The sequence below is a fragment of the Lysinibacillus piscis genome, assembly GCF_026012395.1.
Taxonomy (GTDB): Bacteria; Bacillota; Bacilli; order Bacillales_A; family Planococcaceae; genus Lysinibacillus; species Lysinibacillus piscis.
The window spans coordinates 596,162-618,271 of the sequence record NZ_BRZA01000002.1; the positions used below are offsets into that span (position 1 = coordinate 596,162).

Annotated in this window: 24 protein-coding genes; 19 read left to right on the forward strand and 5 right to left on the reverse strand. The window is 36.5% G+C overall.

All coding sequences use genetic code 11. From position 1 onward, the window contains the following. Window positions 1-2 precede the first annotated feature (2 nt). The 4 genes from accC (at window position 3) to OPF91_RS09490 (ending at window position 4,688) form a co-directional block, all read left to right on the forward strand. Window positions 3-1,370: an acetyl-CoA carboxylase biotin carboxylase subunit gene (accC, locus tag OPF91_RS09475; RefSeq protein WP_264988505.1), complete on the forward strand. Its 1,368-nt coding sequence runs from the start codon at window positions 3-5 to the stop codon at window positions 1,368-1,370. A gap of 91 nt (window positions 1,371-1,461) precedes the next feature. Further along, on the forward strand, window positions 1,462-2,505 hold the full coding sequence (locus tag OPF91_RS09480) for a tyrosine-type recombinase/integrase (protein ID WP_264988506.1): 1,044 nt from the start codon (window positions 1,462-1,464) through the stop codon (window positions 2,503-2,505). Window positions 2,506-2,515: 10 nt separating this feature from the next. Further along, window positions 2,516-2,929, forward strand: a complete 414-nt coding sequence (locus OPF91_RS09485) for a hypothetical protein (protein WP_264988507.1) — start codon at window positions 2,516-2,518, stop codon at window positions 2,927-2,929. A 475-nt stretch (window positions 2,930-3,404) separates the two neighbouring features. Then, window positions 3,405-4,688: a hypothetical protein gene (locus OPF91_RS09490; RefSeq protein ID WP_264988508.1), complete on the forward strand. Its 1,284-nt coding sequence runs from the start codon at window positions 3,405-3,407 to the stop codon at window positions 4,686-4,688. A 285-nt stretch (window positions 4,689-4,973) separates the two neighbouring features. Here the strand turns inward: OPF91_RS09490 and OPF91_RS09495 are convergent, their stop codons facing one another. Continuing rightward, entirely contained in the window at window positions 4,974-5,993 is a 1,020-nt protein-coding gene (locus tag OPF91_RS09495) for a GTP pyrophosphokinase (protein ID WP_264988509.1), read from the reverse strand. Window positions 5,994-6,324: 331 nt separating this feature from the next. Then, window positions 6,325-6,660 carry a helix-turn-helix domain-containing protein gene (locus OPF91_RS09500; protein ID WP_264988510.1) on the reverse strand — a complete coding sequence of 112 codons (336 nt, stop codon included), beginning with the start codon at window positions 6,658-6,660 and terminating at the stop codon, window positions 6,325-6,327. A 134-nt stretch (window positions 6,661-6,794) separates the two neighbouring features. Between OPF91_RS09500 and OPF91_RS09505 the strand changes: the two genes are divergently transcribed. Then, window positions 6,795-6,965 carry a hypothetical protein gene (locus tag OPF91_RS09505; RefSeq protein WP_264988511.1) on the forward strand — a complete coding sequence of 57 codons (171 nt, stop codon included), beginning with the start codon at window positions 6,795-6,797 and terminating at the stop codon, window positions 6,963-6,965. An 8-nt stretch (window positions 6,966-6,973) separates the two neighbouring features. Next, window positions 6,974-7,264 carry a hypothetical protein gene (locus OPF91_RS09510; protein ID WP_264988512.1) on the forward strand — a complete coding sequence of 97 codons (291 nt, stop codon included), beginning with the start codon at window positions 6,974-6,976 and terminating at the stop codon, window positions 7,262-7,264. Between the two features lie 247 nt (window positions 7,265-7,511). On the opposite strand, the gene OPF91_RS09515 is transcribed toward OPF91_RS09510, so the two are convergent. After that, the gene (locus tag OPF91_RS09515) at window positions 7,512-7,712 is read right to left on the reverse strand and encodes a YegP family protein (protein ID WP_264988513.1); all 201 of its coding nucleotides are present in this window, start codon (window positions 7,710-7,712) and stop codon (window positions 7,512-7,514) included. Between the two features lie 549 nt (window positions 7,713-8,261). Here OPF91_RS09515 and OPF91_RS09520 point away from each other — a divergent pair. From OPF91_RS09520 to OPF91_RS09530, 3 genes are all read left to right on the forward strand, one after another. Then, entirely contained in the window at window positions 8,262-8,843 is a 582-nt protein-coding gene (locus OPF91_RS09520; protein WP_264988514.1) for a tyrosine-type recombinase/integrase, read from the forward strand. Between the two features lie 81 nt (window positions 8,844-8,924). Then, complete coding sequence (locus OPF91_RS09525) at window positions 8,925-9,410, forward strand: phage antirepressor KilAC domain-containing protein (protein WP_264988515.1); 486 nt, start codon at window positions 8,925-8,927, stop codon at window positions 9,408-9,410. A gap of 826 nt (window positions 9,411-10,236) precedes the next feature. Beyond that, a complete protein-coding gene (locus tag OPF91_RS09530) occupies window positions 10,237-10,503 on the forward strand; it encodes a hypothetical protein (RefSeq protein ID WP_264988516.1) in 267 nt (88 codons plus the stop codon). 813 nt (window positions 10,504-11,316) lie between these two features. Here OPF91_RS09530 and OPF91_RS09535 read toward each other — a convergent pair. Beyond that, window positions 11,317-11,622 (reverse strand): hypothetical protein, encoded by a 306-nt coding sequence (locus OPF91_RS09535; RefSeq protein ID WP_264988517.1) that lies wholly within the window; start codon window positions 11,620-11,622, stop codon window positions 11,317-11,319. Between the two features lie 120 nt (window positions 11,623-11,742). Here OPF91_RS09535 and OPF91_RS09540 point away from each other — a divergent pair, with 120 nt between their 5' ends. The 3 genes from OPF91_RS09540 (at window position 11,743) to OPF91_RS09550 (ending at window position 13,752) form a co-directional block, all read left to right on the forward strand. Beyond that, on the forward strand, window positions 11,743-12,177 hold the full coding sequence (locus tag OPF91_RS09540; protein ID WP_264989136.1) for a protein kinase family protein: 435 nt from the start codon (window positions 11,743-11,745) through the stop codon (window positions 12,175-12,177). Window positions 12,178-12,381: 204 nt separating this feature from the next. Next, window positions 12,382-12,867, forward strand: a complete 486-nt coding sequence (locus tag OPF91_RS09545) for a hypothetical protein (RefSeq protein WP_264988518.1) — start codon at window positions 12,382-12,384, stop codon at window positions 12,865-12,867. Between the two features lie 474 nt (window positions 12,868-13,341). Continuing rightward, window positions 13,342-13,752, forward strand: coding sequence for an Asp23/Gls24 family envelope stress response protein (locus OPF91_RS09550; RefSeq protein WP_264988519.1), 411 nt, complete (start codon window positions 13,342-13,344; stop codon window positions 13,750-13,752). A gap of 44 nt (window positions 13,753-13,796) precedes the next feature. Here OPF91_RS09550 and OPF91_RS09555 read toward each other — a convergent pair whose 3' ends face one another. Next, complete coding sequence (locus OPF91_RS09555) at window positions 13,797-14,966, reverse strand: MFS transporter (RefSeq protein ID WP_264988520.1); 1,170 nt, start codon at window positions 14,964-14,966, stop codon at window positions 13,797-13,799. 267 nt (window positions 14,967-15,233) lie between these two features. Here OPF91_RS09555 and nusB point away from each other — a divergent pair, with 267 nt between their 5' ends. The 7 genes from nusB to OPF91_RS09590 all read left to right on the forward strand — a co-directional run bounded on the left by nusB (window position 15,234) and on the right by OPF91_RS09590 (window position 22,037). Next, entirely contained in the window at window positions 15,234-15,614 is a 381-nt protein-coding gene (gene nusB / locus OPF91_RS09560; RefSeq protein WP_264988521.1) for a transcription antitermination factor NusB, read from the forward strand. Window positions 15,615-15,664: 50 nt separating this feature from the next. Then, the gene (gene folD, locus OPF91_RS09565) at window positions 15,665-16,522 is read left to right on the forward strand and encodes a bifunctional methylenetetrahydrofolate dehydrogenase/methenyltetrahydrofolate cyclohydrolase FolD (RefSeq protein WP_264988522.1); all 858 of its coding nucleotides are present in this window, start codon (window positions 15,665-15,667) and stop codon (window positions 16,520-16,522) included. A gap of 101 nt (window positions 16,523-16,623) precedes the next feature. Next, entirely contained in the window at window positions 16,624-17,982 is a 1,359-nt protein-coding gene (xseA, locus tag OPF91_RS09570; protein WP_264988523.1) for an exodeoxyribonuclease VII large subunit, read from the forward strand. Next, on the forward strand, window positions 17,979-18,212 hold the full coding sequence (gene xseB / locus OPF91_RS09575; RefSeq protein ID WP_264988524.1) for an exodeoxyribonuclease VII small subunit: 234 nt from the start codon (window positions 17,979-17,981) through the stop codon (window positions 18,210-18,212). The genes xseA and xseB overlap by 4 nt, the downstream gene beginning before the upstream one ends. Then, on the forward strand, window positions 18,213-19,088 hold the full coding sequence (locus OPF91_RS09580; protein ID WP_373877041.1) for a polyprenyl synthetase family protein: 876 nt from the start codon (window positions 18,213-18,215) through the stop codon (window positions 19,086-19,088). A 229-nt stretch (window positions 19,089-19,317) separates the two neighbouring features. After that, window positions 19,318-21,222: a 1-deoxy-D-xylulose-5-phosphate synthase gene (gene dxs, locus OPF91_RS09585; protein ID WP_264988525.1), complete on the forward strand. Its 1,905-nt coding sequence runs from the start codon at window positions 19,318-19,320 to the stop codon at window positions 21,220-21,222. Next, entirely contained in the window at window positions 21,219-22,037 is an 819-nt protein-coding gene (locus OPF91_RS09590) for a TlyA family RNA methyltransferase (protein WP_264988526.1), read from the forward strand. Before dxs ends, OPF91_RS09590 begins: the two co-directional genes overlap by 4 nt. Window positions 22,038-22,110 lie beyond the last annotated feature (73 nt).

Below are 22,110 nucleotides of genomic sequence, written 5' to 3' on the forward strand. Positions count from 1 at the left end.
TGATGAAAAAAGTATTAATTGCTAATCGTGGTGAAATTGCCGTACGCATTATTCGTGCTTGTCGAGAGCTAGGCATACAATCTGTTGCCGTATACTCAGAGGCAGATAAAGATGCTTTACATGTAAAATTAGCGGACGAGGCGTATTGCATTGGACCAAAGCTATCGAAAGACTCTTATTTAAGTTTCGCTGCTCTCCTAAGTGTTGCGGAGAAAACAGGGGTAGATGGTATTCACCCTGGCTATGGCTTCGTTTCAGAAAATGCTGACTTTGCAGAGGCTTGCGAAAATGCAGGCATTAAGTTTATCGGGCCATCTTCTGACTCCATTAAAATCATGGGCATTAAAGATGTAGCACGTACAACAATGGAAGCAGCAGGCGTGCCACTTGTACCAGGTACAGGCATCGTCCCTGATATTGAAACAGGGAAAAAATGGGCGGCTACGATTGGCTATCCTGTCATCATTAAAGCAACTGCTGGTGGTGGTGGTAAAGGGATTCGCGTAGCACGTACAGAAGAAGAGCTTGTCAAAGGGATTGATATTACACAAAAAGAGGCTGCAGCAGCTTTCGGGAATCCTGGTGTGTATTTAGAGAAATTTATTGAGTATTTCCGTCACTGTGAAATCCAAGTGTTAGCGGATGGCTATGGCAATGTCGTGCATTTAGGTGAGCGTGATTGTACAGTACAACGACGCATGCAGAAGCTGGTAGAGGAAGCACCATCACCAGCATTGTCAGCAGAACGTCGTGCAGAAATGGGCGAGGCTGCGGTAAAAGCAGCACAGGCTTGTAACTACGAGGGTGCGGGTACAATTGAATTTATTTACGATTATCAGGATGATCAATTTTACTTTATGGAGATGAATACACGTATCCAAGTAGAACATCCTGTCACAGAAATGATTTCAGGCGTTGACCTAGTGCAGCAGCAATTAAAAATTGCCTCTGGTGAGAAGCTACCATTTACACAAGAGGATATTCAATTAAAGGGCTGGGCAATCGAATGCCGTATTAATGCCGAAAATGCCTACAAAAACTTTATCCCATCTGCTGGGACAGTGGATACGTATATCACACCTGGTGGTTATGGTGTGCGTATTGATTCCGCTGTTTACGCAGGCTACACGATTCCTCCTTATTATGATTCAATGGTGGCAAAGCTTATCGTTCATGCCGATACACGTGAGGAAGCCATCGCTAAAATGAATCGTGCATTAAGTGAATTTGAAGTAGCGGGTCCTGGTATTCATACAACAATTCCGTTCCACCAAGCGTTGATGAACAATGACGTTTTCAAATCGGCGCAATTCAATACGAAGTTCCTAGAAGAGAATGATGTTTTGGGTGTGGCTGAGAAAGCGAAGTAAGTGTTTAGGGAATAAAACTTGGAATAAAACAAATCGGAATATCCGAAATTTTTTACCTCTAACTAAATTTATTTAGGTTGGAGGTTTTTTTATGTCTAAAAATAAGCAGAGGACAGGGATATTTGATTTAGAACATATAAGTCCCATTGAGCTGAAAAAAATGAATCCTAAAAATGAGAATGACGAACCACTTATAATAGCACCATCCATTGTGGTGGATGTTAATTCTGTTCGATTAAAAGGTAATCGTATTAGCGCCCATTCAGCTTTAATGATTGTCAAAGAGCAAATGCGACTGTCAGGTATTCGGAAGCGAACAATTGGCGAATATGATTATATTTTTACTCGCATGTTGAAAAACATGAATATTGAATATGTAGACGAAATTTCTTTGGAAACATTGTTTGGTTTTATTGCTTCTTTAGGGAACATCAAAGATATTACAAAGCAAAGTAAACTACGTGTTGTAAAGGCAATACTAAATCGCATGTTTGACAATGGATGGATAGAAAAGCGATTTTGGAAAGATGTAAAAATAAAGGTAGATGGCAAAATTAAGCCCCCTGCCAATGAAAATAATTTAGCTATTTTATTGTCTACTTTTGATATGAGCAACTTCATTCATTTTCGTGACGCAGTAGCTGTTTTAACAATTTATAAATGTGGTTTGAGAGTGAATACATTAGTGCGATTAGAAGAGAAGCATATTGATTTTGATAATCAGTTACTAATGATTGAGGGAGACATTATGAAAGGGAGGGAGGCATTAAAGCTTCCTATTGATGATGAATTAGAACGCTTTTTGAAGCGGTTGATTGCACAAAACAATAAAATTCGAAGTCATTATAGAAAACGCAATAAATATATTTTTATTAATAAATTTGGTGAATCACTTATTACAGAAAAATCAACTTGCACCATATCAAAAAGGCTATCCTACTATGCAAAAAAATATCATTTAAAAGACATTAACCCTCACGCCATACGCAGGTTATATGCAACTAATCTGCTAAGAAAAGGCGCAAATGTAGCGTTAATCAGTAAGGCATTATCACATAAGTCTCTCGCTACTACGACTGCTTATCTAGGGTTATCAGTGGATGAAGTAGCGAAAGATTTAAGAGATTACTTATGAGGGGGATACAATGTCAAAAATTATCAATACAGCAAACTATGGTTTATATGAGCTTCATGCTCGCTACAATGCCATATACAACGTAGTTACATTCGATAAGTATGCAGTCTATAGTAGTCAACCGCCTTTTAGGATGGGGTCAATTGAGCTAACAAAGGAAGATTTACATTTGATGCTTAAATATTTCTATGATATGGAAGACAAAGGGAGCGAACAACCGATGATAGATTACAAAGTTACTTTTTCAGTACCGCATGATTTTGAAGGATTCAATGAATTTACAACAGCACAGGGGAACATTGACAGCATTGTTATTACAACAAGTGATGGTCAAACAATGATGTTAACTAGTGTGGAGAGCTTTGAGATTGTAGAGGCAGTAGAGATTGATATTGATGAAGATAAAGACAGAAAGCTAATATAGATAAGTCAAACACGCTAATCTTTCAAGAGGTGGCGTGTTTTTATTATGAAGATTTGAATACTCTTGGAGAGTAGAATAAATAGTTATTGACCTCAAATATAGAATCAATTGAGAAAATTGGTATTTTTGGTTGGAGGGCTTTCAATTGATAATAATTTGATGTACAATAATAGTAATATGATTTTTTAGGCATTTACAGCAAACAGACGCTCTTTTAATAGAGCATGTGCCTAGTATAGATAAATAATAAAATACGAAAAAAATACCCTGCCAATAGGGCTTTTTGTTATGTAAATTTATTGAACTATACTAAGGCTGTCTATCTTGTTATACGTGTCTATTTGAAAAGACAATAACAATTAGAAAGACACTTTTAAACAATAGTTTAGAAGTGTTTTTTTGTTTGAAGTTATTTCAATATATATGGTAAAGCCCCTTTTGTAGCAGGCGTAAGCGAACAAAAGGAGAAATAAAAATGTATCACTTTACTCACAACTGTTTCGACACAAATCCTAGTGCAATATCTGCTATTGATTTACTTCAATTTGTACATGGAGATAATAAACGTTTTGCTCAGTTAATTCAACTCACAGAAGAACAACCTAAGATGGTAAGTAGAATAGGGAAAGCAATCTACTATGAGATTCCTCAAAGTGAATGGTTAGGGAAGGATGTGTATTTTTCCTTAAATACTTTTAAGAGCTATAAGAGGGTATCAAAAGATTGTGTAAGACTTAATGCACTCTATACCGATTTAGATTTCTATAAAGAGGGAATGGATTTAATTGAAGCACGTTATCAAATTGATGAAATGATAGCAAATGAGGTCATATTGCCACCAAATATTATTATTCATAGTGGGCGTGGTCTACAGCTTATTTGGTTAATGGAATATATGAAGCATGACCGTTATCTCAAATTGTGGCTTCGTATGCAAAATGAAATATATGAGAGATTTCAACATCTTCATTCTGATAATAAAGCTAAATCGGTCACACAAATTTTTCGTTTAGCAGGAAGTATTTCTTCGAGAACAGGTGGTATTATACGAGCAGAGTATTTAAGAGATGCTCGTTACTCAATTGGAGAAATGAAGGAGTTTCTTTTACCTGAGCTTCCTAGTAAACCGAAAGTGATAAATGAGGAAGTCGTTACCCCGAAGACTAAGAAGAAAAAGGGTGATAAAAAAGCTGTTAGTCATTTATTAACAGAATATAGCTTGAATCAAGCACGTTTGAAAGATTTTGAGAAACTTCTTGAAATTCAACCTGTAGTGAACCGTAAGACTTTATTGTTCAACTATGCTATTTGCACTAAAGCAGTAGGGATGGATGATAAGATGATTGAACGAAATTTGCAACGTATCAACGCAAGCTTCTATAAACCATTGCCTGACTCGAGAATAAGAGGGGCAATAAATTCAGTGAACCAAGTGGCATATAAAATGACTAATACTACACTGATAGCTGATTTGAATATCACGTTAGAACAGCAGAGACAGCTTACAACAATTATTAGTAAGCAAGTCAAAAAGGAACGAGAGCAGAAGCATAAAGAAGCTAAGAGAAGGGAAAATGGTATTCGACCAATGGCTGAGTATCAAGAATCACGTAGGGAGCTGTCAGATGAACGCATGATGGCTTTGAATAGGCTAATGGAGCAACAGCCCGAATTGAAGAATAAGGAGCTTGCAGAGCTATTAAGTTGTTCTGAAAGTACAATAAAGCGTATGAAATCGAAACTTAAAGGTAGCTCATGAGGATTCCACTTAGATGTATTATTACTTCTAGCCCTTAACAGCAGTACAGCTAGGGAGTAGGATAGTATGTATGGAGTAGTATTGCTGTATGTGTGAATATATCATTATGAAGTTGCGGTGAAAATGATTTGAAAAGTCTGCAAAGTGCATCATTCTTGTACTCTTTAGAGTTAAAGTGACTATACGTGAGGAGCGTTCAGCAATCTTTGAGAGAAGTAGGGTTTCTAGCTAGCCTATAATAAAAAAGAGCACATCGCTTAGGTGTGATGTACTCGGAAAAATAGTTTATTTATTTATTAACATTTGATATGGTGTTAATTCAGAATCTTCTACATGTGGATTTATTATAGTTCTGTAGTTATTATCTGCAATAGTTAATATAAGACGTGTAAATCCAACATCAGTATAGTGTGGCTTACCGAATTTATCGACTTCAAATTTTAAGGAGGCTTCGAAACCTTTTTCTATCAGCATATCGAGTGTTTGAATTGTAGTATAGCCACTCTTAAGTAATTCGGATACAAAGTGCGATACAATTTTACTATTTGCGTGAGGTCGATTTGAAAATTTATTAGTTAAATATAGGGTTAAACTATCTAAGTTTAACGCTATATCTTCGTGATTGTTACTTTTCTTTACTATACCTTCAATATCTTCTGAAATAGATATGGTGTTTTCTTGACGTTCTTTGTAAAACATTTCAAAGTGAGTATCTGCAACATAGAAAAGACCACTGAGAGCATTGAAATCACGTTTGAGCTCAGGTGGAATATCGTTGTCACTTTTGTACTCTAGGAAGTGTGAAATATTTGCCCAAGCATCCATTGAAATTGTTCTTACTTGAATTTCAAATGCTATATTCTTTATTGAATCATATCTAGAACCTTTGAAGTGTTGCTTAATCTTTACAATATAATGTGCAGACATATAACCAAACATATTGAAATTAGAAGGGTCAGTGATTTTGTTATCCTCTAAAATGATTTCAAAATTATTATTGATTACTTTTGTAATTTTTTCAATATCCGATAAGAATAAGCAAACAACTCTTAAACCAACAATATCAGTAATATCTTCAAAAGGGTTAGTAGTCTGTTTTTCTTCAATTTTTTTCAAGAATGAATCTTTTTCTTTAACCCTTGATAAAATTGTGTGTATCTTGATATTTTCTTGATTTAGAGCGAGTTTTAATGTGTGCTTTCCTTCTTCCTCAAGTTGTTTATAGACGTGGAAGAGTTGGGAAAATGTTTTTTCTACTGCTTCAATGTTAAAGTTGCTACCTACTTTAATTGTAGTAGAAGTCATCCAAGTAGCCTCCTTTATAAAATTCATCTTTATCTTTCTATTCTAGATTAAGAAATGTGATTTAGCTATAACGTAATTCTGACCTTGTTAACATTGGTTAGTTAAGCAGAGGAATCGTTCACACAGAGGCTGTTTAGTAGTTACTAGAGCGTGTGTTCCCAGATAAATTGAAAATCAGCTCTCAGATGGATTTTTAAAGTCAATACACGTCCTGTAAGTAACAATATGAGTAAGCTTATGTTCATTTTTAGGTGGTTACAGAGCCTGTATGAGCGTTTAAGTATAACATATCGAGTGTGTAGACAATAGGAGCTACCAACAAAGGATAGCCCTACTTCTTGTTTTGAATCTTCAATAGCTCATCAATTTGCTTTAAAACAAATTCTTGATAATCAGGATTCAGCTCTTTAAAAACATTCATTGCCATTTCAAACTTAGTATCAGCAGGGTTTTTGAACATATCGCCTTCACCACTTTTGAGCCAATTTTCATTCACATTGAAAGTGATACAAATTAGTCTGATGATGCGGTCATTTACCTTGCGATGTTCTAACTCAATGCCTGCTATATGGCTATTAGAAATTGAAATGGCAGTAGCGAATTTCGCTTGTGACAGGTTAAGTGCTGTGCGTATCTGTTTAACACGCTGATTGATAGTTATAGACATATTTATCACCTCATTATTGTATTCAAAATATCACATATTCACTCACTTTGAAAGTAAATATAATTAAAATAGAGTTGAATCACTCTCTATGAAATTATATAATACTCTCATAAGGTTTGCTAGGGAGGGGTATTATGGAGAATGAAGATAAATATAAGCAATTAGAGAGTAGTTTTAAGAAGCTAAATGACGAAGGGAAGCAATACATACTTGGAATTATGCAAGCTCTCGAATATGCTCAATCTAATCAAGTGGCTGATGGAGAAAAATGTAAAGAGAATAAACCAATTGAAGAAAAATATTGAGGTGAACTATGAGTATTAAAGATGAAGTTAAGGCAGACCAACAGAGGATATTCAACGAAAGGATGGAACAAAGAAAAGTGAATGGAAAAACAGAAGTGGAAAACAATAACGATTCACCTCAAAAGTTAGGTTGTGGCACATTATTACTTATTGGTTTTGTTTTAGTTGTAATAATCCTTATCTATGATTGGAATTTTGGTGAGCGTGATTCCTATGACCCTAACGATTGGAATTTTGATGGGAAAGTAGATATTGATGACGCTGAAAAGAAATTAGATTGGCTGATAGACAATGAATAGGTTACATAGGAGATAGGGCGAACAGCTCTATCTTTTTTTGTTGTCATGTCAGAAGCTCACAGTCACGCTATGAGGTGCTTTAATGCAGTCACGACAACTTGGTGGATGGTGAAAATGGAGCGTTATGTGAGCCATGTTAAAGGGTTTACTAGCAAGTTGGTAAGCGTGAAAAGAACTTGTGCAGGAGTCATACACAAGTCCTTTAGAATGTTGTTGTCTTGAATGATAAATATTTTTGTTAATAATTCTATAAACTAGAATAGTCAACAACAGTTGCTTTTGGTGCATTTACTATGACTGAATTAATACCATTTTTACAGTTTTCTTTTGTTGTGTAGGTTTCACTTGTTGCAATAATCTCACCATTAGGAGCTTTTAGCACAAAGTAGTATTGATTATCTTTGGCTCTTAGGATTTCAAATTTGGGGTTAGTACTTGAAAAAAACATGATAAATTCCACCTTTCGATATATAAGTTGAATTAAATAATTACTTCAATCATGTTGAACAAAATGATTAATTGCCCATAGTTTGAATTGTAAAAATCAAATTCATTTTTATATACGGTGAAAAATGTAGAAAGTTTCAAATTTATAAAATATTTCTTATAAGTTTGTAACAAAAAAAATTTCTTGTTACCTTATGCGATACGATAAGGGCTAAACCGCTACTAGTCCAATCAATCAAAACACAGGGAAACATACATAACCATTGACTAATGATGATGGTTTCAACTGAATTATTAAAAAATAGTGATTCTTATTAAAATGGAACGTATATTCCTATTTGATTGAATAGCAATGTAATAAAGCTGTAAGTATGTATCATTTAACGATAAGGTGTACGAATGAATTTGTAAGATTAATTGAATGTATTCTTTTTGTAGTTAGCATACATATAAAACCTTGGTATAAAGGCATTTCATTATTGATACTTGTTTGAATGTATGATATTTTAAAAATAATAAAAAAAGCATACATTGAAGAAGGGATAAAATTATGGCTAATTTGAATGAAAAGAAAGGCATGTTGATAGATGTACAACCCATAAAAAGTAAGCAGGAAATTAATGAATTAATCGAAGCGTTAGGAATGTCACAAAATGGATTACGTGACCAATTACTATTTAAGCTAGGTATCTCAACAGGCTTACGTTGTGGTGACTTAGTAGCTTTGAAGGTAGAACAAGTGAAAGGGAAAAGCTCGTTTAAGATTAGAGAAGGAAAAACAAAGAAGGAGCGTACAGTATATCTTAACAACTTGATGGCAGACATTGCAGACTACATTGAAACATTGCCACAAGGTACTGTCTATCTGTTTCCAAGTCGTAAAGGCGATAGTCACATCACAACAACACAAGCATACCGTATCATTGCCAAAGCAGGTGACATGATAGATAACCATTCAATTGGCACACATACAATGCGTAAGACATTCGGCTACACATACTATCAAGCAACAAAGGACGTAGCATCATTGATGGAGATATTCAACCATTCATCACAAAAGACTACACTACGCTACATAGGTATTACAGAGGAATCAATTGAAAATAGCATTAAGAGCATATCATTCTTCTAGTGAATTAAGGGTATATCATCATTGATATGCTCTTATTCTTTTGGTAATAAAGAGTAATATGTAAAGAGGGAAGGTGCAACAATGCTAACATTAGACAGTACGATACTAGAGATAGAGCAAGCACATGAAGCAATGAACATGAAACAGATAGCGAAAGAAATCGGTATTGGTGAGAAGAAGCTAAAGCATGTGCTTTCTTCAATGGGCTATGAATACGATAGTGCTGAACGAAAATGGCGGTATGTTCTAATGGATGAATCAAAGGATTATAGGAATCGCTCTTTGTGGTTAATCATGGAATATGGTGTTAATAGTAATATTGATATTACCGATGTTGATACAATTGATGTAGAAGAAAAGAATACTAATGATATTACTGATGATAATACAGATATTACTCATGAATTTACACAAGAAGAAATCATGATATTAAAGCACCTAGCACAACAACAACTAGCTAAAGGTACAGTGGAGAATGATTCAGGTGGTGCTATAGCCATCTTAGAAGTTATTCAAAGTGTTCCTACAGGTAGCACAAGCAAAGAAGACATTCGTCATTCAGGATGAGCTTATAGAGCAACTAGACGCTTTTTGTGAGCTTCATAGAATCAAGAAATCAGATTTTTTAGCAATTGCAATCAGTGACGTATTGAAGAAATTTAGTTGATTTTCCGAAGGTTACGTTTAGGTATATTCAGACGAAAACCTTAATTTATAGGGCTTTACGGCACATTAAAATTTTATGGATTGACAAGTAAAATCACAGTTTTATTTTGAATGTGATATAGGTGACTTATCATGTGTCTGTGGCTTCATGTAAGCCCCTGTCAGCGTTCCATGAGAGAGTTTAATATGTGAAGGTCAGCTAGTATCAGAACGTCACAGGAGCGCTTCTATGGAGTTGTATAGATTGTGAGGATAGAAGTGGTATGCCCTGCCCCTAGTAAGCGATTCCGATGAAAGGCACATTTTGTTTTGACCCCTACCTCTAACACTTCCATCCACCGATTCAGAAAACGGCACGATATGACAATCTATATCTATTGTAAAAACCCATATAAATAGTGTATATTATCTATTATTAAAGGTAAGGAATTTCTGTTCCATATTTACTTTATCCCAAGTTTAAATATAAACCTTGTAATATCAACAATGATATGCAAATCAAACATTTGAAATTTTTCCCTAAAACAACAATTCCGTTCCACCAAGCGTTGATGAACAATGACGTTTTCAAATCGGCGCAATTCAATACGAAGTTCCTAGAAGAGAATGATGTTTTGGGTGTGGCTGAGAAAGCGAAGTAAGTGTTTGTGGATTTAGGGAATAGAATGCATTCCAAATATCGCAATAAAATTACCTTCTAGCATTCAATTGTTAGGAGGTTTTTTATTTGGCTAGAAAAGGTCAGCGTACAGGGATTTTTGATTTAGAGGATGTGACAGAAGCTATACAGCTACCAAGTTTTGAGGGTACGTTTAAAGAGGAAGATACGATACTGATTACTCCACCAAAGCTAATGATTGATGTAGCTGAATTACATGAGGGTAAGAAAGGTGTAGAAATTAATAGTGCTTTGTTAATTGTGAAAGAACAAATGCGTCTGTCGGGCGTTCGTAAGGCTACAATCAGCGAATATATTATACTTTTAAACGTTTAGTAGATGCAATGAAAATTGAATACGTAGATGACATTAAATTGAAGTCTATATTTGGTTGGCTTGCAAGCTTAGGGATATTTCAGATGTATCGAAACAAAGCCGTTTACGTGTCATTAAAGCTATTTTAAATCGACTTTACGATAACGGATGGATAGAGAGAAACTTTTGGAAAGACGTTCGTATACGTGTTGATACCATAACAAAAGGACTTGCATATATAAAAATTAATTATAGACGCAAGCCCTGTTCTTATTGAAGTAAAGCACTCCTATAGTTTAAGTAGATTTCTTCACAAACTTGTCTTTTTAAACCTAATTAATTATTACTATTTATCTTGATTCAACAGAAGAGAGGCTGTCCCAAACGGGGTATTTGAGCCTAAATATAAAATGCCGAAACGTTGATTTTACAGCGTTTCGGCATTTTAAATTCAAGTGATTTTGTTATAAAAGAGACTTATTAGACAGCCCCATGAATGCCAGTTTTTACGCCATTCAGTGGGTGTCCAAATGCCCACTGAATCAAGATAAAAGCCCCGGCGGATGTTGTACCTGACGCTAACGCTTTCGGTACAGAAAAACAGGTGCTGACGCTGCGTTTCACTCCGCTTTCGCACAGAAAAACCGTGTGTCATGGATTTTGAGGGCCTACACGATGTAGGTCAGTTAATGTTTTCTGTACGAAAGCGTAGTACAACGCAGCGACAGTAACAAGCCGTTGTCACAGGATGTGATGCTTTTAGGCTAACTTCCTTTATACGAGTGAACTCGAAAAAAATCCAGACGCAATTACGCTGGGGCGTAATTGATATACTTATTTATTTTTTCTTCTGTCAATGATAAACCATTTTGAAATTCCAATTATTAGTATTAAAATGGGTATTCCCTGTACGATTAGAAATCCTGTCCAAAAATCATTTGTAGTGCTGGTCGGGGAGGCTGTTGCCATTCCACCTATAAAAAAAGCCAATGGAGTTGCGATTACATTCAATCCCAAACTAATCATCACAAATGATAATTTTTTACTTTTAATCTTCGGTAATCCAGTCGACCAAAATAAAATTATGGCAACTATCAAAATCAAAACGCCCCAAACACCATAAACAGCCAAAACAGCCAAAACCTCTACCTCCTAACTAAACGATAGCCCATCCCATTTTCCTGAAAAGATGAAGATGCACCTATCGTCTACTATTTTACTACAAAAACCCATGTTGTTATTCAACTAAACTACACCGTTATTGTTAAAAGAGCAAAAAAAGATTTAGACCAGAAAGAATTAATTAGATTTAAAAATGAATTTACAGAAATGCAAAAAATGCATTCACCTTATATTGTAGAAGTTTATAGATATAACAACGATAAAAACGAATACATTATGGAATGTATGGATTATACATTATATGAATATATATTAAAAAATAACGACCCTCTTTCTACTCTACAAAGGAAAAACATATGTTTTCAAGTATTAAAAGCTGTTAAATATATTCATTCAAAAGGCTATCTTCATAGAGATATTAGTCCTTACAATGCACTACTAATAAGATATGAAGATGTAATTGTAGCTAAAATATCTGATTTTGGGCTTGTTAAAATTCCAGAGCTAGAATTAACATCATTAAATTCAGATATTAAAGGCTCTTTTAATGATTCGTCTTTACATAATGAATAATGCAAAATTAACACAGATTGATACTCAATTTATCGACGTTAATGGCGATAATAGTATAGATGATTATTTTGTTTTCTGAAATGCTAGTGGCTATAAAAATGGTTCTTTCTATTATGAAAATAAATCTACGAATTCTCCATGGAATAAAATATTTGATTCAATGTATATTAAATAAATATCGTTATGAGAGAGGATGGAAATAGAATGCTAAACATAATTACTTCTTCACAACCTAGTTCTTGGTCTACTACTAGTCAGCGTTTGGAAACGCCGTCACAACATATTGTATTTTCAATTCAAGAGACGAACGACATAATACCCGCTGCTACGAATGAAAATGTTTGGGAAGAACTTTCGCAAACATATGATGTGCGAAATGCCACATTTGATGAAATGAAAGAAATCGCAAATTCACTTCATAAAGCAGGAGCCATTTCTTTGAAGGAGCTTATGAGCTTAACGTTTGATTATGGTAGAGCAACTGATTATATCAAACAAGCAGCCCAACTATCGTCAATGCCAGTTGCGAAAAATTTCAGTATGTATGAAACGAATGCAGATAAATTTGGTCAGAGAGATTGGATTGCTGAGTTTAGTGCACGTGCAACAAAGGATCTTCAATATGGAAATTTAGTAGGTCATTCTACAAAAACTAAAATACTAAATATTTTAAAACAATTAGAAATTTAAAATAGTATATTTATATATTTTAGTGACAAGTACACATAGAGAGTAGTAAATGGACAGTACCTCAAAGTATATTTTGAAGATACTACCATTACTACTCTTTTTTATGATACTTTGTCAAATTAAGTGTAACAGTTCTTCCGAAAATGCTTCGTGGATAGTAATGAGATTCAATTCGCTAGGGAAAATCATTCATGAAGATGATTTAATCAATGCTAGGAGTTTTCAATTGACCGTATAAACACATAATAAAAGGACTTGCACACATGAAATTTCATCATAAATATAAGCCCTACATTTATTAAATATTAAAGTATACTCGTTATGTCTGATAAAGTCTATTACTTCAGCTTTGAATTAGGTTTTATTAACTATATGAATAGGAGAGCTAAAATTTAGACAACAGAAACTATACGCTATTATGGCCATATTGCAGTATAATAGTAGTAACGGGTAGAAGAAAGGATGATAGTCAATATGGCAGAAAAAATAGGACAATCTTTTGTACAACCAACACCTTCCGGTAAAGAGGAACTTGGTAAAATTGAAGTGGCTGCAGAGGTTATCGAGATTGTAGCTGGAATCGCTGTGAATGAAGTGGAGGGTGTGGCTGCGACACGTGGTAATATTGCAACGGGTGTTGTGGAGCGCTTTGGTAAAAAAGTACACAATAAAGGGATTAAATCAGGTGTAACAGAGACAGGAGAAATCGCCATTGATGTCTTTTGTTCAGTAAAATATGGTTATACCATTCCGAAAGTAGCGAAGGATGTACAAACGCAAATTCGTCAAGCAATTTTGAATATGACAGCATTGGAAACAGCTGAGGTCAATGTTCATATTACAGGTGTTCATTTCGATAAAGAGGAAGTAGCTATTCAAGAATAAGTCACAAAGAAAAAGCTCGCATCATGATTTGCGAGCTTTTTTGATTATAGTTCAATATGTTTTGGTTTCTTCCAAAAGAATGCAAGAATCGTCCCAATGACTAAGACAATGGCAGCAAAATAGTATGGATAGTTCAAATTGATATCAAATAAAATACCACCTATAATAGGACCAAATATATTCCCTAAACTTGTAAACATGGAGTTCATCCCACCGACAAAGCCTTGTTCATTGCCTGCAATTTTTGATAAATAGGACGTAATCGCAGGTCGTATAAGATCGAAACCAACAAATAAGAAGAAGGTTACGAACAATATAGCAAAATAATGATGAACAAGCGTCATTACAAATGTAAGAACTGCTGATAGAACGAGAGAGTAACGGATAACATTAATTTCTCCCATTTTTTTCGTCAGCCAATCAAAGAGCACTAATTGAGCAATAGCGCCCACAATGCCGCTTCCTGTAATAATGATGGCAATATCTGCTGATGTAAAGGCGAACTTATGATCAACGAATAAGCTAAATAATGATTCAAAAGCAGCTAATCCAAAGGACAGCACAAAAATCAATAAAAAGGCAATCAAATACATCGGACTAAAAATACGCCCAATGCTACTAAAAATAGATGGTGCGGCTTCTTGATCATCTGTTGCACGTGTTGGTTCTTTTAATAATATGAACGACAGGGTTGCGGCAAGGAAACCAAGTACACCTGCTGTATAAAAGGGTATGCGTGTACCGAATTCTGCTAATAGTCCACCAATACCAGGACCAATAATAAAACCTGTGCTAATAGCTGCACTCATATAGCCCAGTGCCTTTGGACGTTGAGCCATTGTCGTAATATCTGCTATATAAGCAGTTACGGCTGGCATAATGAATGCGGCACTGACGCCACCTAGCATACGTGAAATAAATAATATTTCTACTGAACGACCAATCCCGAATAATAATTCAGATAATCCGAAAATGAAAAGTCCCATGACAATCATTGGTTTTCGGCCGAGATTATCCACCATCTTCCCCGCAATAGGTGACACAATTAGCTGTGTAATGGCAAAGGCAGCTACCATATAACCGACAATAGAGCCTGAGATATGTAGCTCATTCATCAATGTTGGTAAAACTGGGATGACTAAGCCAATGCCTAAAAAGGCGATAAATAAATTGGATAATAAAATCGCTAATGTGAGTAATTGTTGTTTGCTCATAAAGTTCTCCTTCCAAACGTAATGGATTGATAAAATCTACGTTCTATATAATGTCCATGTATTACAATAACCCCTATAGTAACTATATAGTCAAAGATTTTGTTTGGAAAAATAAAGAAAGCGCTTTCGTTTTGTGGATATCTACAAAGTAGCAACAAAATGCTTGAAAAAGGTTTCAGATTATTGAAAACTTGCATGAATTCGTGTTTCTGACACGAATTTGTGCTATGATAAATTCTAATGTTACTGATGAAGGAGAGCTTTTACATGAAACGACATGAAGCGCGTGAAAAAGCGTTGCAAGTATTGTTTCAGCTAGACAATACCGATTTAACAGTGGAAGAAGCGATGAGCCATATTAAAGGGCAACCGACAAATACATTCTACGAAAAGATTGTTACTGGAACGGCTGAACATCTAGAGGAAATTGATGCGGCGATTACACAGCATTTAGAAAAATGGTCACTTGCACGATTACCAAAAATTGAAAGAACCGTTTTACGTCTAGCTGTATATGAAATTTTATATATGCCAGAAACACCAAAAAGAGTTGTATTAAATGAAGCGATTGAACTTTGCAAAACATTTGGCGACGATAGTTCGTCTAAATTTGTCAATGGTGTACTTTCTAAATTTACAGAGCAATAACAAGACTTGTTAAAAGAAATGTGTGAAAAATGGAAGGGGTACAAGAATATATGTCAGCAATTATTAATGGTCAAGAAATCGGTCAAGAAATTCGTAATGAAGTAGCTAAGCGTGTGGCTCATCTAAAAGAGCGAGGCTTAACACCTGGCTTAGCGGTTGTTCTAGTAGGAGACAATCAAGCGTCAGCTACATATGTGCGTAATAAACAAAAATCTTGTGAAGCGATTGGTATGTTTTCTGAGCTTGTGAAATTACCAGAAGCAACGACACAGGAAGAATTATTGACACAAATTCAAAACTTAAATGAACGTGAAGATATTCATGGTATTTTAGTACAACTACCATTACCAAAGCATATTGATGAAGATACAGTCATTGCAACCATTGCCGTAGAAAAAGACGTAGATGGCTTCTCGCCAGTAAGTGTTGGCAAAATGATGCTTGGACAAGAAACATTTTTACCATGTACACCATTTGGCGTGATGAAGCTATTAGAGTATTCAGGAATCGACATTGCGGGCAAACATGCGGTGATTGTAGGGCGCAGTCATATTGTGGGGAAACCAATGGGGCAATTGCTACTGCAAAAAGATGCAACGGTGACGTATACACATTCTAAAACACCTGATTTACCATATTTCACAAAACAAGCTGATATTTTAATTGCCGCAGTTGGACGTGCCAACTTTATTACAAAGGAACACGTGAAAGAAGGGGCAGTCGTTATTGATGTGGGCATTAACCGTGATGAGCACAATAAACTATGCGGTGATGTCGACTTTGCACAGGTTGATGGCATTGCCTCTCATATTACACCAGTGCCAGGTGGTGTAGGGCCGATGACAATTACGATGTTATTATTCAATACAGTGCAAGCAGCAGAAAATACATTTGCACAAACAAATTAATTGAAATGAAAGGCCTCCATCGTTATTGTGGAGGTTTTTCTGCTGTTTACGATAAAAAAATGGTATGATAAATATAGTTTTGAGCAAAGGAGCATGAAAAGATGTCATCCGCTTCTTATTTAACGGTAAAAGCATTAACAAAATATATTAAGCGCAAATTTGACGCTGACCCACATTTACGTGAAGTGTATGTAAAAGGGGAATTATCGAATGTGAAAATTCACCAGTCTGGGCATATTTATTTCACATTAAAAGATGATGGTGCACGGATTGCTTCCACAATGTTTAAAGCGTCAGCTAGTCAATTAGCTTTTGAACCTAAAGAGGGTATGCAAGTATTTATACGAGGGGATGTCAATGTCTATGAAGGCTATGGCACATATCAACTGTATGTGCAAGAAATGCAGCCAGATGGCATTGGCAGCTTATTTGTAGCCTTTAATCAACTTAAAGAGCAGTTACAACAAGAAGGGCTTTTTAAAGCGGAATGGAAACAGCCTATTCCAAAATTACCTGAGACAATTGGTGTGATTACCTCCACGACAGGTGCGGCAGTTCGAGATATTTGTACAACCTTAAAAAGACGGTACCCATTGGCAACGATTTTCATTTATCCGACGCTTGTACAAGGTGGACAAGCTGCGCCAAGTATTGTGCGTAGTATCGAACAGGCGAACGAAGAAGCAAGATGTGATGTGCTTATTGTTGGGCGTGGTGGTGGCTCGATTGAAGACTTATGGGCATTTAATGAAGAAAGTGTAGCACGGGCGATTTTTAGTAGTCATATTCCTATTATTAGTGCAGTTGGTCATGAAACAGATACGACAATTGCAGATTATGTGGCAGATTTACGTGCACCAACACCAACAGCGGCAGCTGAGATGGCTGTTCCTGCACAACAGGAGCTGTTGCAGCGATTATTCACACAGCAATCGCAAATTCAGCAGATGGTTAGGGCGCAACTTTTAACAGAGCGTCAACGTCTACAGAAGCTACAAGCATCATACCCATTAGCAATGCCAGAACGTCTGTATCGACCATTTACAGAAAGGTTGATACAGCTAGAGGTAGGATTACAAAGAGCATTGCAAGTAGATGTAATGAAAAAAGCAGCACAGTTGCAAAAGCTACGCAGTACTGTGGAACAGTATTCACCGAAAAAGGTACTTCATTTTCATCAGCGAGAGCTGGCGACACGTGTACAACAATTAACACAGGCAACAGCCCAAACGATTCGCCATCAACAGCAGCAGTTTGAGGCGACTGTCCGAACACTTGAAGCATTGAATCCACTAGCCATTTTAACAAGAGGTTTTACAGTGACGTATCAAAACGAGCACATGCTAAAGTCTGCAAGTACCATACAATTACAGGATGAGCTCACGATTGCGTTTCATGATGGCGAGATTACTGCGGAAGTGACGAAAATTGTGTTAAAGGATGGGGGAGAAGATCAATGACGAAAAAACAACAATCATTCGCAGAGGCAATGCAAACATTGGAGGATATTGTACGTCAGCTAGAACAGGGTGATGTGCCACTAGAAAATGCGATTGACTTATACAAGCAAGGAATGGAGCTGTCACAGCTTTGTCATAACAAGCTACAACATGCGGAAGAACAGTTAGTATCTATTGTACATGAGACAGGCGAGACCGCAGCTTTTGATCCAGTAAAGGGAGAGATGTAAGTGTCATTACAACAATTTATTGCTCACAATGTGCCACAAGTGGAAGAGACGATGTATGCGCTTGTGGAGCAAATCGAAGCACCTGAACAGCTGAAGGATGCCATGCTTTATTCATTAAAAGCTGGTGGGAAAAGGATTCGCCCGTTATTTGTAGTAGCGGTTTTAGAGTTATATAAAAAACATGAAGAAGTGGGCTATACGGTTGGCGCTATCATTGAAATGATTCATACCTATTCTCTTATTCATGATGATTTGCCAAGTATGGATAATGACGATTTTCGTCGTGGTAAATTAACGAATCATAAGGTATTTGGTGAAGCGCTTGCTATTTTAGCTGGTGATGCATTGAATACGCTTGCTTTCGGTATTTTAGCCCGTATGGAAATTACTGCTGACAAGCGTATCGAGCTTGTAAATTTATTAAGTATTGCAGCGGGTGCAGAAGGTATGGTTGGTGGTCAAGTATTGGATATGGAGGGCGAAAAACGTCAACTAAATCTAACGGAGCTTGAGCATGTACACATAAATAAAACAGGCGCATTGCTACGCTTTAGCATTGAGGCTGGAGCTGTATTAGCAGATGCAACAGTAGAAGAACGTGATGTGCTGAAGCGATATGCCCATCATATCGGTCTTGCCTTCCAAATTCAAGATGATATTTTGGATATTGAAGGGACGACAGAGGAGTTAGGTAAAACAGCAGGAAAAGACGTTGCGAGTGATAAAAGTACTTATCCTGCACTGTTAACATTAGATGGAGCAAAACAGAAATTGAATGAGCATTATGAAGCAGCCATTCAAGCACTTGACGAATTACAAGTAGATGCAGAATTATTGCGTGCATTTGCAGCGTATATTGTACGACGAAAAAATTAAACGTGTGATGTTGAGAATATGCTAGAATAGATAGGGTTGTTTTTGGCTAGTTAGATGGTTGTGCCAAATTCAGAGAAAGTCACAGGTAGATGAGGTAGTATTTCCAATCCATTAGTGAAACATACTGCCTGTTAATGTGGGATAAATATCTACTGGGGTTTCTCGCTTTCGGTATCAGGATAACACTGTTATAATAGTGACTAATTTATTGAAAAGGTGTGTGTGAAAGGTGGATTTAACTAACATTACTAGTCCTTCCTTTTTAAAAAACTTAGATAAGAAGGAGCTTGAGCATTTAGCACAAGATATTCGTACCTTCTTAATTGAGAAATGCTCGATCACAGGTGGGCATATTGGACCGAACTTAGGTGTTGTGGAATTAACAATTATGCTGCATAAACTGTTTGATAGCCCAAAAGATAAATTTTTATGGGATGTCGGTCATCAAGCTTACGTGCATAAAATTTTAACAGGACGTGCAAATCAGTTCGATACATTACGTCAGTTCAAGGGGCTTTGTGGATTTCCAAAGCGTGTGGAGAGTGAACATGATGAATGGGAAACAGGTCATAGTTCCACTTCTCTATCAGCAGCCATGGGGATGGCAGCTGCACGAGACATTAAAAATGAAAAGAATTTTGTCCTACCGATTATCGGAGACGGTGCATTAACAGGGGGCATGGCACTTGAAGCATTAAATCATATCGGACATGCGAAAACAAATATGATTGTGATTTTAAATGACAATGAAATGTCGATTGCGCCAAATGTAGGGGCATTACACAGTGTATTAGGACGCCTTCGTACAGCCAAGGAATATTCCAAAGCAAAAGAAGAGCTTGAATCCTTGATGCATAAAATTCCTGTCCTAGGTGGTAAATTAGCTTCTACTGCTGAACGTGTGAAGGATAGCTTAAAATATTTAGTCGTATCAGGTGTGTTTTTTGAAGAATTAGGCTTTAAATATTTAGGACCAATTGATGGACATGATTTTGATGCGTTAGAAACGACATTATTACATGCGAAAAAAGTAAAAGGGCCTGTGCTTGTACATGTCATTACGAAAAAAGGGAAGGGTTACCAACCTGCTGAAAGTGATACAGTTGGTACTTGGCATGGAACAGGGCCTTACAAAATTGAAAATGGTGCATTTGTAAAATCAGAAGCAAAAGGTCCAGCATGGAGTAGCCTTATTGCGGAAACGGTTCGTAAAGTGGCACACCAAGATGAGCGAATTGTCACGATTACACCTGCTATGCCAGTTGGCTCCAAGCTACAAGGGATTCAGCAGGATTTCCCAAATCGCTTCTTTGATGTCGGCATTGCAGAACAGCATGCAGCGACAATGTCAGCAGGACTTGCTACACAAAAAATGAAACCGTTTTTAGCGATTTATTCAACATTTTTACAACGTGCCTATGACCAAGTGCTCCATGATATTGCTCGTCCTAACTTAAACGTTTTTATCGGTATTGACCGTGCTGGCTTAGTTGGTGCAGATGGTGAAACACATCAAGGCGTTTTTGATATAGCCTTTTTACGCAGCTTGCCAAATATGACGATTATGATGCCGAAAGATGAAAATGAAGGACAGCATATGGTCAAAACAGCGTTAGACTATGAAGATGGTCCAATTGCTTTGCGTTACCCACGAGGAAATGGGATTGGTGTACCATTAGATGAAGAATTAACGGTGTTACCAATTGGTAGCTGGGAAGTACTACGTGAAGGGCAAGATGCAGCGATTTTAACATTTGGTACAACCATTCCAATGGCATTAAAAGCCGCTGATTTATTGGCTAAACAAGGAATTGAAGTAGAGGTAGTGAATGCTCGTTTCATTAAGCCGATGGATGAGGAAATGCTGCATCGTTTACTAACAAGCCGTAAGCCTATTTTGACAATTGAAGAAGCAGTGTTAACAGGTGGCTTTGGCAGTGGTGTGCTAGAATTTGCACATGATCATGGTTATTTACAGGCATTAATTGACCGCATTGGGATTCCAGATCAATTTATTGAGCATGGTGATGTAGATCAGTTGCTTGAGGAAATTCATGTAACGGCTGAGGATACAGTGGCACGAATGCATGTTTTACTACAACAAAAACAGCAAGTAGGTTTAAAGAACGTATGACAAAACAACCGAAAGAACGTGTAGATATTTTACTTGTCGAAAGAGGATTATGTGAAACACGTGAAAAAGCCAAGCGCTCTATTATGGCTGGACTTGTGTTTTCCAATGAAATCCGCATTGATAAGGCGGGCGAAAAAATCGCGATAGATGCACCATTACAAGTAAAAGGCTCTGATTTAAAATATGTGAGTCGTGGTGGCTTAAAATTAGAAAAGGCACTCCAAATTTTTGATATGTCCGTAGAGGGCAAGCTAATGCTAGACATTGGCTCCTCTACAGGGGGCTTTACGGATTGCGCATTACAAAATGGAGCACGTCATTGCTATGCGCTAGACGTTGGCTCCAATCAGCTTGCATGGAAAATCCGCTCTGATGAACGTGTGACAGTAATGGAAAAAACGAATTTCCGCTATACAACTGCCACAGATTTAACAGAGGGGTTGCCTGATTTTGCAACGATTGATGTAAGCTTTATTTCATTATCTTTAATTTTACCTGTATTAAAAACAGTGTTGCTACCTGGCGGTGATGTGATGGCACTGGTGAAGCCACAGTTTGAGGCAGGGAAAGAAAATGTCGGCAAAAAAGGCATTGTTCGTGATAAAAAGGTGCATATTGATGTATTAGAAAAAACGGCGACAATGGCAACAGAAGTTGGCTTTGTGGTGAAAGATGCTTCTTTTTCACCAATTACAGGTGGAGAGGGCAATATTGAATTTTTATTCCACTTAGTGAACCCACGAGATGGGGAAGATATTGTTGCATATACAGCTTTTAATGCACTTGTGGAAGAAGCACATCAAACGTTAAAATAACACGTGCTCACTTGTTGAGCCGTGTTTTTTCTTGTGCTTTTCACTTTTAAATGGTAGTGTAAATATACAGATA

Coding starts and splice junctions, on each gene's coding strand:
- accC (WP_264988505.1), top strand. CDS start 3: ATGAAAAAAGTATTAATTGCTAATCGTGGTGAAATTGCCGTACGCATT.
- OPF91_RS09480 (WP_264988506.1), top strand. CDS start 1,462: ATGTCTAAAAATAAGCAGAGGACAGGGATATTTGATTTAGAACATATA.
- OPF91_RS09485 (WP_264988507.1), top strand. CDS start 2,516: ATGTCAAAAATTATCAATACAGCAAACTATGGTTTATATGAGCTTCAT.
- OPF91_RS09490 (WP_264988508.1), top strand. CDS start 3,405: ATGTATCACTTTACTCACAACTGTTTCGACACAAATCCTAGTGCAATA.
- OPF91_RS09495 (WP_264988509.1), bottom strand. CDS start 5,993: ATGACTTCTACTACAATTAAAGTAGGTAGCAACTTTAACATTGAAGCA.
- OPF91_RS09500 (WP_264988510.1), bottom strand. CDS start 6,660: ATGTCTATAACTATCAATCAGCGTGTTAAACAGATACGCACAGCACTT.
- OPF91_RS09505 (WP_264988511.1), top strand. CDS start 6,795: ATGGAGAATGAAGATAAATATAAGCAATTAGAGAGTAGTTTTAAGAAG.
- OPF91_RS09510 (WP_264988512.1), top strand. CDS start 6,974: ATGAGTATTAAAGATGAAGTTAAGGCAGACCAACAGAGGATATTCAAC.
- OPF91_RS09515 (WP_264988513.1), bottom strand. CDS start 7,712: ATGTTTTTTTCAAGTACTAACCCCAAATTTGAAATCCTAAGAGCCAAA.
- OPF91_RS09520 (WP_264988514.1), top strand. CDS start 8,262: ATGGCTAATTTGAATGAAAAGAAAGGCATGTTGATAGATGTACAACCC.
- OPF91_RS09525 (WP_264988515.1), top strand. CDS start 8,925: ATGCTAACATTAGACAGTACGATACTAGAGATAGAGCAAGCACATGAA.
- OPF91_RS09545 (WP_264988518.1), top strand. CDS start 12,382: ATGCTAAACATAATTACTTCTTCACAACCTAGTTCTTGGTCTACTACT.
- OPF91_RS09550 (WP_264988519.1), top strand. CDS start 13,342: ATGGCAGAAAAAATAGGACAATCTTTTGTACAACCAACACCTTCCGGT.
- OPF91_RS09555 (WP_264988520.1), bottom strand. CDS start 14,966: ATGAGCAAACAACAATTACTCACATTAGCGATTTTATTATCCAATTTA.
- nusB (WP_264988521.1), top strand. CDS start 15,234: ATGAAACGACATGAAGCGCGTGAAAAAGCGTTGCAAGTATTGTTTCAG.
- folD (WP_264988522.1), top strand. CDS start 15,665: ATGTCAGCAATTATTAATGGTCAAGAAATCGGTCAAGAAATTCGTAAT.
- xseA (WP_264988523.1), top strand. CDS start 16,624: ATGTCATCCGCTTCTTATTTAACGGTAAAAGCATTAACAAAATATATT.
- xseB (WP_264988524.1), top strand. CDS start 17,979: ATGACGAAAAAACAACAATCATTCGCAGAGGCAATGCAAACATTGGAG.
- OPF91_RS09590 (WP_264988526.1), top strand. CDS start 21,219: ATGACAAAACAACCGAAAGAACGTGTAGATATTTTACTTGTCGAAAGA.